The 12,757-nt window shown below is 56.4% G+C and carries 10 protein-coding genes and 3 tRNA genes; all 13 read right to left on the bottom strand.

The window, feature by feature from the left end:
• Positions 1-235: 235 nt before the first annotated feature.
• Positions 236-312: transfer RNA gene (locus ACQGQ5_RS15445), tRNA-Val, on the bottom strand.
• 26 nt (positions 313-338) lie between these two features.
• Positions 339-413, bottom strand: a tRNA-Glu gene (locus tag ACQGQ5_RS15440).
• Positions 414-419: 6 nt separating this feature from the next.
• Positions 420-496 (bottom strand) — tRNA-Met (locus ACQGQ5_RS15435).
• A gap of 214 nt (positions 497-710) precedes the next feature.
• The gene (guaB, locus tag ACQGQ5_RS15430; RefSeq protein WP_455737362.1) at positions 711-2,189 is read right to left on the bottom strand and encodes an IMP dehydrogenase; all 1,479 of its coding nucleotides are present in this window, start codon (positions 2,187-2,189) and stop codon (positions 711-713) included.
• Between the two features lie 179 nt (positions 2,190-2,368).
• Positions 2,369-3,121 carry an acyl-[acyl-carrier-protein] thioesterase gene (locus ACQGQ5_RS15425; RefSeq protein ID WP_455737361.1) on the bottom strand — a complete coding sequence of 251 codons (753 nt, stop codon included), beginning with the start codon at positions 3,119-3,121 and terminating at the stop codon, positions 2,369-2,371.
• An 86-nt stretch (positions 3,122-3,207) separates the two neighbouring features.
• The gene (serS, locus tag ACQGQ5_RS15420; RefSeq protein WP_455737360.1) at positions 3,208-4,485 is read right to left on the bottom strand and encodes a serine--tRNA ligase; all 1,278 of its coding nucleotides are present in this window, start codon (positions 4,483-4,485) and stop codon (positions 3,208-3,210) included.
• A 58-nt stretch (positions 4,486-4,543) separates the two neighbouring features.
• Entirely contained in the window at positions 4,544-5,398 is an 855-nt protein-coding gene (locus ACQGQ5_RS15415) for a ParB/RepB/Spo0J family partition protein (RefSeq protein WP_455737359.1), read from the bottom strand.
• Positions 5,399-5,410: 12 nt separating this feature from the next.
• A complete protein-coding gene (locus tag ACQGQ5_RS15410; protein ID WP_455737358.1) occupies positions 5,411-6,178 on the bottom strand; it encodes a ParA family protein in 768 nt (255 codons plus the stop codon).
• A gap of 620 nt (positions 6,179-6,798) precedes the next feature.
• A complete protein-coding gene (locus ACQGQ5_RS15405) occupies positions 6,799-7,602 on the bottom strand; it encodes a ParB/RepB/Spo0J family partition protein (RefSeq protein ID WP_455737366.1) in 804 nt (267 codons plus the stop codon).
• Positions 7,603-7,814: 212 nt separating this feature from the next.
• Positions 7,815-8,528, bottom strand: a complete 714-nt coding sequence (gene rsmG / locus ACQGQ5_RS15400; RefSeq protein WP_455737357.1) for a 16S rRNA (guanine(527)-N(7))-methyltransferase RsmG — start codon at positions 8,526-8,528, stop codon at positions 7,815-7,817.
• Between the two features lies 1 nt (position 8,529).
• Positions 8,530-10,404, bottom strand: a complete 1,875-nt coding sequence (mnmG, locus tag ACQGQ5_RS15395) for a tRNA uridine-5-carboxymethylaminomethyl(34) synthesis enzyme MnmG (protein ID WP_455737356.1) — start codon at positions 10,402-10,404, stop codon at positions 8,530-8,532.
• Between the two features lie 24 nt (positions 10,405-10,428).
• Positions 10,429-11,820: a tRNA uridine-5-carboxymethylaminomethyl(34) synthesis GTPase MnmE gene (mnmE, locus tag ACQGQ5_RS15390; RefSeq protein ID WP_455737355.1), complete on the bottom strand. Its 1,392-nt coding sequence runs from the start codon at positions 11,818-11,820 to the stop codon at positions 10,429-10,431.
• Between the two features lie 83 nt (positions 11,821-11,903).
• A partial coding sequence (gene jag, locus ACQGQ5_RS15385; protein WP_455737354.1) for an RNA-binding cell elongation regulator Jag/EloR occupies positions 11,904-12,757 on the bottom strand: 854 nt, incomplete at its 5' end.

Here is a 12,757-nt window from a genome sequence, read left to right as displayed (position 1 = left end):
CTACTTGCGCCCGGGGTTCGAGTCCCCTTAACTGAGCATAAAAAAGCACCCCGAAGGGTGCATTCTTATTTGGTGGACACAAGGGGACTCGGGTGGTCGTACAACGGCCCGCGTTCCGCGAGTCCCTCCCCAAGCCAAAAGATACGGTAGGCCGGGCGTTTCTCCCTACTTGCGCCCGGGGTTCGAGTCCCCTTAACTGAGCATAAAAAAGCACCCCGAAGGGTGCATTCTTATTTGGTGGACACAAGGGGACTCGAACCCATGACCTCTCGCGTGTGAGGCGAGCGCTCTAACCAGCTGAGCTATGCGTCCATAGTCCGCGTGTACAGAATAAAATATGGTGACCCGGACGAGATTCGAACTCGTGAAACCGCCGTGAAAGGGCGGTGTCTTAACCGCTTGACCACCGGGCCATATCATGGTAGCGGCAATTGGATTTGAACCAATGACACTTCGGGTATGAACCGAATGCTCTAGCCAACTGAGCTATGCCGCCATATTCCGCTCTGTATGGAAACGGAGCGTTTTATATTATAACCTGAATTTCCTGTGTTTGTCAACACATTCTCTCAATAATTTTAAAAAAACCGTTTTAAGCGCGGTTTTTACCCGGAATCTTCCTTATAAACCGGGCGGGAATCCCCCGCGGACGGGGAATCGCCAGCCCGCTTTTATTTTCTAAAATCAGTATCTCCCGATTCCGACCAGAATTATACGGAGAAGGAGTAGTTGGGCGCTTCCTTCGTGATCTGGATATCGTGCGGATGGCTTTCCTTCAGGCCGGCACCCGTAATGCGGATAAACCGCGCCTTTTCGTGAAGGGCCTGTATGTCCGCGCAGCCGGTGTAGCCCATGCCGGAACGGATGCCGCCGACCATCTGATAAACGGTCTCCGACAGCGGCCCCTTGTACGGCAGGCGGCCTTCCACCCCTTCCGGAACCAGCTTCTTCTGATCCTGCTGGAAATAGCGGTCCTGGCTTCCCTGGCCCATGGCCGCAAGGCTGCCCATGCCGCGGTACACCTTGAACTGACGGCCCTGATAAAGCTCGGTTTCGCCCGGGGACTCCTCGCAGCCGGCGACCAGAGAGCCGACCATGACCACGTTCGCTCCGGCGGCGAGCGCCTTCACGATATCGCCGGAAAACTTGATTCCGCCGTCCGCAATCACTGGGATTCCGTATTTTTCCGCGGCGCACGCCGCGTCGTAGATCGCCGTGATCTGCGGGACGCCGATCCCCGCGACGATCCTGGTCGTACAGATGGAGCCGGGGCCGATGCCGATCTTCACGCTGTCCGCGCCCGCTTCGATCAGCGCGCGGGTCGCTTCGCCGGTCGCCACGTTTCCGGCAATCAGCTGCAGGTTCGGGAACGCCTTTTTGACCTTCCTGACTGCCTCGAGCACGCCGTCGTTGTGGCCGTGAGCGGAGTCCAGCGCAACCACGTCGACCTGTGCCTTAACCAACTCCGCGACGCGCTCCAGCACGTCTCCGGTGGCGCCGATCGCCGCGCCGCACAGAAGCCTGCCGCCCGCGTCCCTTGCGGAACTGGGATAACGCACGGCTTTCTCGATATCCTTAATGGTGATGAGCCCCTTTAGATTGCCCTTGTCGTCAACAATCGGAAGCTTTTCGATTCTGTGCCTGCGAAGAATCTCCTGTGCCTGCTTAAGGGTTGTCCCGACCGGGGCGGTGACCAGATTTTCCTTGGTCATGACGGCGGAAATCGGCTGGTCGTAATCCTCGTCGGTCATAAAACGCATGTCGCGGTTCGTGATGATGCCCACGAGCTTGCCGTTTTCACAGATCGGCACGCCGGAAATGCGGTATTTCGCCATAATCTCATTTGCGTCGTGTACAAAATGCTGAGGAGAGAGGAAAAACGGATTTACAATGACGCCGTTTTCAGAACGCTTTACCCGGTCCACCATGTCGGCCTGCTTGTCGATCGCCATATTTTTGTGGATAATGCCGATGCCGCCCTCACGGGCAATCGCAATCGCCATGTTGCTTTCGGTGACCGTGTCCATGGCCGCCGTCATCAGCGGGGTGTTCAGTTTGATGGTTTTGGTGAGCTGAGTAGTAAGGTCCACTTCCCGGGGCAGTACGTGGGATTCCGCCGGGATCAGCAAAACATCGTCAAACGTCAGCCCTTCTTTTACAAACTTTTCTGAGTAGTTCGTATTTAACATCTTATCCTCCTGTCACATTCGCGCCGCTGCAAAACTGTCATTTCCAGCCGCTTTCTCTCTTCATTCATTTTTTATATATTTTGTTATTATAACATCTGAACCGCGAATATTCAATCAAAAAGCATCAGATTTTCACCTTTCCATAAAGCGGAAACCAGGCCCCCGGAAAGCGTACCGGTTTACGCTTTTTCGCCGACCGGCAAAAGGGTCGCCGCGGCGGTGAAACCGCACCCTCTTGCGTGGACGCCCTGCATCAGCACCCGGCCGTTTTCCTTCGCTGCGTAAATTTTCAAAACGTCGCCCTGTGCGCTTTCGTTTACATAATTGATCTGTACTTCCGCGTACTGATTTCCCTGTGCACCTCCCGGCAGAAAATCGGTTAAAATATCGCCGTAAATGGTGTTGTTCAGATGGCGGTTGTAATCCAGATCGGAATAGCGGATCGGCCTTTCCCCCACCAGCGGAAGATCCTCCGGCACCGTAATCTTGCCGACGCGGTCCTCCGGCCCGACTTTTTCTCCGGAAAAAATACCGTAATCCAGAAATTTTTTCGGCCGCATCACCTTATGCGTCACCGGGTCGGCAATGACGGAGGTCTGCATGACGTCTATGATCTTCTCTTCCCCGCTGTAAAACAGAAAATCGCGGTAAAATTGCGCCCCATTTACCCCGCGCGGGTGCGTTTTGATTGTTACTTTCTCGTTATGTACCGGCATTCGTTTGATTCTGGCGCGGTTGGTAATCAGGAGGAATACCATCCCGTCCTCATACATTTTTTCATAGCTCAGCCCCACAAGATCGACATGCTGCTCGCTTGTTTCCTGGCACATGCGCATCAGCACGCTCAGCTTCAAAAGGCGCTGCGCGCCGACCTCGTAGCTGGCGACCCGCACCTCGCGGCAATATTCGTTAATAAGTTCCTTCTGATTCATGTTACACCTTCTGTATCTGTATAAGTAGGGAACGCCCCCTGCGGCGTTTCCTTTTCAGGGGCCCTCAGGGGGAATTCGTTCCGATTTCATCGGATGATTTCGCATCCCATAAAGGGACGCAGTACCTCCGGCACGGTCACGCTGCCGTCGGCGTTCTGGTACTGTTCCACAATGGCGGGGATCACGCGGCTGGTCGCAAGGCCGGAAGCGTTCAGCGTATGGACGAACCGAAGCTTTTTGTCCTCTCCCCTGAACTTTACGTTGCCCCTTCTGGCCTGATAGTCCCGCGCGTTGGAGGCGGAGCTGACCTCTTTATAGATTTCCATGCTGGGAATCCAGACCTCGATATCGTAGGTGCGCGCCATGGAGAACGAGCAGTCGCCCGCGGCAAGCTTGCTCAGGCGGTAATGCAGCCCAAGCTTCTGCACCAGCTTCTCGGCCTTCCCCACTAGCTCGGCAAACGCGTCGTCTGACTGTTCCGGCGTGGTGTACTGCACCATTTCCACCTTATTGAACTGATGCCCGCGGATCATGCCGCGCTCCTCGGAGCGGTAGCTGCCCGCTTCCCTGCGGTAGCACGGGGTATAGGCGATATATTTGCGCGGCAGCTCCTCCGGCGTAAGGACCTCGTCGCGGTGCAGGTTCACCAGCGCGGTTTCCGCCGTAGGCAGCATAAATTTCTGATCGGTGCTGGTCGGATTCTGAATCCAGTACACCTCGTCGGTGAATTTCGGAAACTGTCCGGCCACATAGCCGCATTCGTAGTTGAGCATGTGCGGGGGCAGCACCAGCTCATAGCCGTCGTTCAGATGCTCGCTGATGAAGAAATTGAGCAGCGCCCATTCCATTCTGGCGCCCATCCCGCGGTAGACCCACGAACCGGCCCCGGCCAGCTTCGCGCCGCGCTGATAGTCGATCATGCCGAGGCTTTCGCAAAGCTCCACATGGTTTTTCGGCTCGAAATCAAAGGAGGGCTTCTCCCTGTAGAAACGGATGGGCTGGTTGTTTTCCTTGCCGCCCGCCGAAAGGTCCTCGTCCGGCATATTCGGCAGGGAAAGAAGCAAGGTTTTCTGTTTCTCCTCCAGCTCCCCGAGCTGCGCACCGCTCTCTTTGATTTTTTCGGAAAGCGTCTTTAATTTTGCCATGAGAAAAGCGGTGTCTTCACCCGCTTTTTTCATTACGGGAATTTTCTTTGTAGCGGCGTTCTGTTCCGCCTTCATGGATTCCACTTTTCCGGTCACTTCGCGGCGTTCCTCGTCGATTCTGAGGATATCGTCCACCAGCGCGTCCACGTCGATACAGCGTTTTTTCGCACCTGCTTTTATTTTCTCAGGATCGCTGCGAATCAATTTTATATCCAGCATGTTCTGTTCTCCTTTATCTTCCTCTGATTTCTGTATTTCTTTGTTTTCCACCGTTTTGCTATTCTTTGTTGAAAAGTCCGACCAGGTCGCTCAGATCCTGCTCTCCGTAAAACTCTATCTGCAGGACCCCGCGCTTTTTCGTCCCGGTGACCTGTACCTTCCGGCCCAGATGCTCGTTCAGCGCCAGCTCCACTTCGCTGAAATAGGGAATGCGCTTCTTTTCCTTCTGCTGTTTTGCGGCGGGCTGTCCGTTTGCCTTTTTAGACATTTTTTCCAGTTCCCTTACGGAAATACCCTGTTCCACCGCCATTTTTGCGGCTTTCAGCATTTCTTCCGGATTCTGAAAGCTCAAAAGGGTCCGGGCATGTCCCGCGGAAAGCGAGCCGGACTGTACCAGATCGAGGACCCGCGGCGGCAGATTCAGCAGCCGGAGCGCGTTCGCCACGGTGGGCCGCGACTTTCCGACCGTCTTTGAAACCTCTTCCTGCGTCATTCCGTAGGTTTCCATCAGCGACTGGTATCCCTGCGCTTCTTCCAGCGGATTCAGGTCCTCGCGCTGAAGGTTCTCGATCAGCGCCAGCTCCATCACCTCGCTGTCGCTCATGTCGCGGATGACCGCGGGTACTTCGGCGATCCCCGCCATCCGCGCCGCGCGCCACCGCCGTTCCCCGGCTACGATCTGATAGCCCCCGCCGAAAATCGGCCGTACCAGCAGGGGCTGCAGCACCCCGTGCCGGGAAATGGAATCGGCGAGCTCGGCCAGCGCCTCGTCGTTAAAGTCTTTTCTGGGCTGTGCGCGGTTCGGTTCTATCTCGCTGATTTTCAGCGCGACCGCCGCGTTGCGGTCCTCGGTGTCGTTTTCCGCGAAGATCGCGTCCAACCCTTTTCCAAGTCCGCCCTTTTTGACTGCCATCGCTCTCCCCCCTTATTCCTGATTGGTCCGAATAATTTCATCCGCCAGCGCGTCGTAGGCAAGGGCTCCTCTGGAGCTCTTGTCAAAATACTGGATCGGTCTGCCGAAGCTCGGCGCTTCGGAAAGGCGCACCGCGCGGGGAATCGCCGTTGCGAACACCTTCCGCGGGAAGTATTTCTTGACCTCCTGCACCACCTGCTGGGTCAGGTTCAGCCGCCCGTCGTACATGGTGAGCAGCACGCCCTCGATCTCCAGCTGCCCGTTGTACTGGCGCTTGACGCGCCGCACGGTATTCATCAGCTGGGACAGTCCCTCCAGCGCATAATATTCGCATTGGATCGGAACCAGAAGCGTGTCCGCCACACAGAGCGCATTGGTCGTAATGATCCCGAGCGAGGGCGGACAGTCGATAAAGATATAATCGTAATGCTCTCTCAGCGGTACCAGCGCGTTTTTCAGGATGGATTCGCGGTGGTCCAGCGTGACCAGCTCGATTTCAGCCGCCGCCAGGTCCATGCTGGACGGAATGATGTCCAGATTTTCAAACTCCGTATGGAGAATCACATCCTGTGCCTTTGCTTCGCCGATCAGTACTTCGTAAATGGTACTTTTCACCGCCCGGCGGTCAACGCCCACCCCGCTTGAGGAATTTCCCTGCGGGTCAATATCCACCAGAAGCGTTTTCTTTCCCTTCGTGCCTATCGCGGCGGAAAGGTTGACGGAAGTCGTCGTTTTGCCGACGCCGCCCTTCTGGTTCGCAATCGCTATAATTTTTCCCATTCTTTCCCTCCGGCTGCGGATTTCTTCCCGCAGAAACACAGTTTTTCCATCAAGTTGTCCCGATTTCGGGGATAAACGGAATAGTAATTTTATTATAGCACTCTTTCCACGGAAGATAAAGATTTTTCTCCCTTTTTTGCATATGTTTCATGTGAAACAATGCGGACCTGCCGGTCGGGAAGCGGACCTGCCGGTCAGGACGCGCCTACGGCGACACTTCCAGCAAGCTTACGCCAAATCGTAAGCAAGGTGCTCCGAGACTCCCTTCGCCGCGCCGGGCGCGGACCATGCGGTCGGCAGGCGCCTACGGCGATGCTTCCAGTCGGCCTACGTTGAATCGTGAGCAAGGTGCTCCGAAGCTCCCTTCGCCGCGCCGGGCGCGGACCATGCGGTCGGCAGGCGCCTACGGCGATGCTTCCAGTCGGCCTACGTTGAATCGTGAGCGAGGTGCTCCGAAACTCCCTCTTTGAGGGAGCTGGCAGGCGAAGCCTGACTGAGGGAGTCCAGCTGCCGGGGAATGTTTCATGTGAAACATGGAAACAAAACAGGCCGAACATCACGTTCGGCCTGCCTTGTGGGAAATGATATAGGGAAATAGGAGTAAACTCTTATACTCAATTTTAAGCAGGCTTTTTTCCACCCGTCGCCTGCGCCTTGGGAATGCGGACCAGACATTCAATATATTCGTCCGTTTCGCTTTTCAGCGTCTGCGCATTGATACCGCTTTGTTTCATGGTCTCAATCGCATGGTTGATCGTATTCAGAAAGACGCGCACGTCCTTGATTACAAAGGTACGTTTGCTTTTTGTTTTTTTATTTTCTTCCAGAAGCTTATCCACAAGGTCGTCCGTCTGCTGAACGTTCAGGTGTTTCGCAATAATCTGTCCTAGCACCTTCTCACGGACTTTCTCCTCTTTAATGCGCAGCAGCGCGCGGGCGTGCCGTTCGGTCAGCCCACAGGCGGTGATCTTTTCCTGTTCCTCTTCGGAAAGCTTGAGCAGGCGAAGCTTGTTCGCAAGCGTGGACTGGCTTTTTCCCAGCCGAAGCGCCGCTTCCTCCTGTGTAACGTCCCACTGCTCGATCAGGCGGCGGATTCCTTCCGCTTCCTCAAAGATCTGCAAATCCTGCCGCTGCAGGTTTTCGGTCATGGCAAGGACGGCGCTGGTTTCCGCGGAACAATCGCTGATCATACAGGCAACGGTGGAAAGCCCGGCCATTTTGCAGGCGCGCAGCCTTCGCTCCCCGGCGATCAGCTCGTAGCCGCCTTTGACGCGGCGGACGGAAATCGGCTGAAGCAATCCGTTAGTCCGGATGCTTCTCGACAGCTCCAGCAATTCCTGCTCGCTGAACGAACGCCGCGGCTGCGCCGGATTTGGATGGATGGAATCGATATTGATCTGAACCACTTTGCGCTTTTCACCCATAATATGCAAATTCGCCGCCTCCCTGCTTGTCCCTTTTTGTTTAGGATAACATGGAGCGCAGCGATTTTTTGTAAAATTATGGTAATCAAAAAATTTTTTATTTGTTCCTTTTTGACAGTTTGTGTGTTTTCGGGTTCCTTCCACACGATTCCTGTTTATCCGAAGCGGCGCCACGGTTCTCAAAACGATTTCCCCCGCATAGGAAGGAAGGCTTAAAGCGGGCTTTTCGCAATTTTCGCCCCGTGCCGCGGATAAGCCGCGGGAATCGGTCCCGTCCGTCTGATCAGTATCAGACTGCGGCTGTCCCCGTTCGGCAGTTCAAACTTTTCGATTGCGTCCAGCGTACAGCCCAGGAGAGCGACGGCGTTTTTCGCCGCACAGACTTCTTCCCCCGGCTCAGGCCCTTTCATCGCGATAAATACCCCGCCGATTTTCAGAAACGGCAGGCAGTACTCGCAAAGCAGATTCAGCGGCGCGACGGCCCTTGCGGTGGCAAAATCGAATTTTCCCCGGTAGGTGCCCTGCCTTCCGGCTTCCTCCGCGCGCGCGTGTACAAATTCAGCGCTGAAAGGTAACTTTTCCGCCAGATCCTTCAAAAAGACCAGGCGTTTATTGAGCCCGTCCAGCAGGGTCAGTTTCAGGCCGGGGCGCATCAGCTTGAGCGGTACGCCGGGAAACCCCGCGCCGGTGCCGACATCGATCAGCTTCGCGCCTTCCGGCATCTCCCGATACTTCAATATTAAAATACTGTCCAAAAAATGCTTATACGCGATCTCTTCGGGCTCCTGAATGGCGGTCAGGTTGATTTTCTGATTCCAATTCAACAAAAGCTCCATATATTGTTGAAAACCTTCCGCCTGCTCCCCGCTCAGCGCGATTCCCGCGTCCTGTGCGGAAGAAATCAGCCGTTCGCGAATATCTTCCATCTTATTCCCCCCTGGCGCGCGCAAGCCAGATCAGCAGCACGGAAATATCCGCGGGACTGACGCCCGAAATGCGGGAAGCCTGCCCGACGCTCGCGGGCATCACCTTTTGCAGCTTTTCCTGCGCTTCGGTTCTCAGGCCGACAATTTCCTTATAATTGATCTTAGCGGGCAACCGGCGTTCTTCCAGACGGCGCATTTCCGCAATATCCGCTTTCTGCCGCTTGATGTAACCCTCATATTTGATTTCAATTTCCACGTTTTCAAAAACCGCGGCAGGCAGGTCGGGCCTGTCCCTGTCAATTTCCTTCAAAATCTCATAGCTCAGCTGCGGGCGGCGAATCAGCTCGACCAAGCGCACACCGGTGGTTACCGGCGATGTTTCATGTGAAACAAGCAGTCGGTTCAGGGCCTCGGACGGCGGCAGGACGGTCTTTTCCGCGCGCAAAAGCTCCTGCTCCTTCTGTTTTTGCTTTTGCTGGAACCGTTCCCAGCGTTCATCGGAAATCAACCCGATTTTCCTGCCGGTCGGCGTCATACGCTCGTCGGCGTTGTCCTGACGAAGCACCAGGCGGTATTCGCTCCGTGACGTCATCATCCGGTAAGGATCGCTTACCCCCTTGGTGATCAGGTCGTCCACCAGGGTACCGATATAGGAGCCCGCGCGGTCAAGGATCATCGGCTCCCTTCCCCGTACCTTCAACGCGGCGTTGATTCCGGCGACCAGCCCCTGCGCGGCAGCTTCCTCGTAACCGGAGCTGCCGTTGAACTGCCCCGCGCCGTAAAGCCCGGGAAATTCCTGAAATTCCAGCGTCGCCTCCATTTGAAGCGGGTCGACGCAGTCGTATTCGATCGCGTAGGCGCAGCGCATGATTTCCACATGCTCCAATCCCTTGATCGTGCGGTAAAAAGCGATCTGCACTTCTTCCGGCAGGGAAGAGCTCATTCCCTGCAAATACATTTCCTCGGTGTCCGTCCCGCAGGGCTCAATAAAAAGCTGGTGCCGCTTCTTATCCGGGAAGCGCATGATCTTATCCTCAAAGCTCGGGCAGTAACGGGGGCCCACCCCCTCGATTTTGCCGCTGTACATGGGGGAGCGCCCAATGTTTTCCAGAATCACCTGTTTCGTGGAATCGTTCGTCCAGGAAATATGGCAGACCGCGCGGTTTTTCAGCGGAGTCAGGGTATCGTAGGAAAACGGAACGACGGGTTCGTCGCCTTCCTGTACCTCAAGGCCGGTAAAGTCGATGCTGGATTTCAGCACGCGCGCGGGGGTGCCGGTCTTGAACCGGCGAAGGCGCAGGCCGATTTTTTTCAGCGCCGCGCCGAGGAACGCCGAGGGAAACATCCCGTCCGGCCCGCCCTCATAGGAAACGTCGCCCACGTAGATTTTTCCGCCGAGATAGGTGCCTGTGGCGATCACCACCGCTTTCGCGCGGTAGACCGCTTCCATCCGGGTCGTGACCAGCCACAGGCCGTTCTCTCCCTGCTCCAGGTCCACGATTTCCGCCTGCTTGAGCTGCAGGTTCGGCTGTGTTTCCAGCTTCCGCTTCATGATCTTGCCGTATTCCCGGCGGTCGATCTGGGCGCGCAGGGAATGGACGGCGGGGCCTTTGCCCAGATTGAGCATTCTGCTCTGCAGCATGGCCTCGTCCGCGGTTTTTCCCATTTCCCCGCCCAGCGCGTCGATTTCCCGGACCAGGTGGCCCTTCGCCGTTCCGCCGATGGACGGATTGCAGGGGCAATTTCCCACGGCGTCCATATTGATCGTAAAAACACAGGTGCTGCAGCCGAGGCGCGCGGATACAAGCGCGGCCTCGATTCCGGCATGTCCGGCGCCGATCACCACAACATCATAATTCCCGGCATCGTATTTCAAAGGTATTCCTCCAATATGATTCGTTTACTTTCCTACGCAAAAATGCGAGAAGACGGAATCCACGACCGCTTCCGTCGCGCGTTCGCCGGTCAGCTCCAAAAGCGCGGAAACCGCCCCTTCGATCGATACCGTCACGGCGTCCAGCGTAACCCCGCTTTCCACCGCCGTCAGCGCCTCCGTTACACAGTCCCCGGCCTGCCGGGCGGCGTCGCGCTGGCGTTCCGTGAACAGAATCCCGTCCGCGGGGTTCAGCTCCGAAGTACGCAGCACTTCCGCCACCGCGTCCTTCAGCTCCTGCAGTCCTTCGCCCGAAAGCGCGGAAATATATACTATTTGTTGAAAATATTTTCTAATATACTGTACGTTAATTTTTGTAGGCAAATCGCTTTTATTGATCACCGCGATCGCGGCGGATTCCCGGATCGCGGAAACCAGCTCCCGGTCCTCGTCGTTCAGCTCCTGAGAGGAGTCAAAAACCGCCAGAACCAGCTGCGCCTCCCTCAGCTTTCCGCGCGCGCGGTCCACGCCGATTTTCTCCACAGGGTCATCGGTCAGGCGGATTCCGGCGGTGTCGGACAGACGGAGAGGAACGCCGCCGAGGATCACCGTATCCTCGACAATATCGCGGGTCGTTCCGGCATATTCGGTGACGATGCTGCGCTCGCACCCGGAGAGCAGATTCATCAGGGTGGATTTTCCCACGTTCGGGCGTCCGGCGATCACCGTCGCGACCCCCTCGCGGATAGCCCGCCCCGCGTCGAACTGGCGCAGAAGCTGCCCGATCTCCGATTTTACGGTCAGAAGGGTGGTCTGCAGCTTTTCCGGGTTTACCTGCGGGATATCGTCTTCCGGATAATCCGCCCAGGCGGATAGATGCGCGGCGGCTTCGATCAGCATTCCGCGTATTTTGATAATTTTCTTTTCCAGCGCACCGTCATGACCGGCGAGGGCGGCCTTCGCGGCCTGCCCGCCCTGCGCGGAAATGATCTGCATCACGGATTCCGCTTCGGTCAGCCCAATTTTTCCGTTCAGGAACGCCCGGCGCGTAAATTCGCCCGGTCCGGCCGGAACCGCGCCCGCGGCAAACACCGCTTTCAGGACGCGGCGCATGATATACAGCCCTCCGTGGCAGGAAAGCTCGACCACGTCTTCGCCGGTAAAACTGGCGGGCGCGGTAAAATTCAGGGCGATCGCCTCGTCGATATCCGTTTCGCCGTCATGCACCCTCCCGTAAAGGGCGGTATACCCTTTCACGTCCTCCAGAGTTTTTCCGTGCCGGGAGGCGAACACCTTTCCGGCGATCTCTTTTGCCCGCGGCCCGGAAAGGCGCACGATGCCGATTCCCCCCGGCGCCTGCGGCGTGGAGATCGCCGCGATCGTTTTTGCTGACGGAGCATATCCGTTTTCATTTTTCATTTTATTCCCTCATAAGATAAAATCATCTGTAGAATAATAAAAGGGCGATTCCAATGAACCGCCCTCAGTGCTTCGTTATAAGATTATTTCTTGACGTCAATGCGGCCATAAAGCGGAGCCTTGCCTTCATTTTTCGGCGCTGCCTTCTGTACCGGCTGGCGGGCAGGCACGGAGCCGACGCTCGGCACGGAGCCGACGCTCGGTACGGGGCCGGCACTCTGACCGGAGCTGACGCTCGCTGCGGGGCCAGCGTTCGGTCCGGAGCCAGCGCTCGGTCCGGGGCCGACGCTCGGTCCGGGGCCGACGCTCGGTCCGGATTTCGGCTGCCTGTTGTTATATCCGCCGCCGCGCGGTTTGTCATTGTACGGACGGCGTCCCTTGCCGTAATTATTTCTGCGGGGAGCCGGGCGTTCGCCCGCTTCCGGCCCAATCACGACATGGCGGGACAAATCTTCGCCTTCGGACCAGGATTTCGCGCCTTCCACTGTCTGGACAGCGGTATGGATGATTCTGCGTTCATATGGATTCATCGGTTCCAGGGAAGAATTGCGCCCGGTCTTGATCGCTTTCGCCGCGATCTTTTTTCCGAGAATTTCCAGCGTTTCCTTGCGTTTCTCGCGGTAATTTCCAATATCAATGGTAATCCTGTAATAGGAATTGTCAATGTGGTTGGCGACAAGGCCGGTCAGATACTGAAGCGCGTCCAGCGTTTCCCCGCGGTGACCGATGATAAAGCCGATATCATCGCCGGAAAGGGACAGCTGCGCGCCGTTTTCTTCCTCTTTGATCTGAATATCCACCGCAGAAAGGCCCATTTTGTCAAGGATCCCTTTCAGATACTTCGCAGCGGCCTCCGCCGGATCGTTTTTGATAAAGACTCTTACCTTCGCAGGGTTTCCGCCGAAAAGGCCGAAGGTCTTTTTCGTCGGCATTTCCA

The sequence above is a fragment of the Caproiciproducens sp. genome (genome assembly GCF_053840905.1).
Note: the sequence above shows the minus strand (reverse complement) of the source record. Positions and strands in the feature narration are given on the sequence as shown.

Coding starts and splice junctions, on each gene's coding strand:
- guaB (WP_455737362.1), bottom strand. CDS start 2,189: ATGTTAAATACGAACTACTCAGAAAAGTTTGTAAAAGAAGGGCTGACG.
- ACQGQ5_RS15425 (WP_455737361.1), bottom strand. CDS start 3,121: ATGAATCAGAAGGAACTTATTAACGAATATTGCCGCGAGGTGCGGGTC.
- serS (WP_455737360.1), bottom strand. CDS start 4,485: ATGCTGGATATAAAATTGATTCGCAGCGATCCTGAGAAAATAAAAGCA.
- ACQGQ5_RS15415 (WP_455737359.1), bottom strand. CDS start 5,398: ATGGCAGTCAAAAAGGGCGGACTTGGAAAAGGGTTGGACGCGATCTTC.
- ACQGQ5_RS15410 (WP_455737358.1), bottom strand. CDS start 6,178: ATGGGAAAAATTATAGCGATTGCGAACCAGAAGGGCGGCGTCGGCAAA.
- ACQGQ5_RS15405 (WP_455737366.1), bottom strand. CDS start 7,602: ATGGGTGAAAAGCGCAAAGTGGTTCAGATCAATATCGATTCCATCCAT.
- rsmG (WP_455737357.1), bottom strand. CDS start 8,528: ATGGAAGATATTCGCGAACGGCTGATTTCTTCCGCACAGGACGCGGGA.
- mnmE (WP_455737355.1), bottom strand. CDS start 11,820: ATGAAAAATGAAAACGGATATGCTCCGTCAGCAAAAACGATCGCGGCG.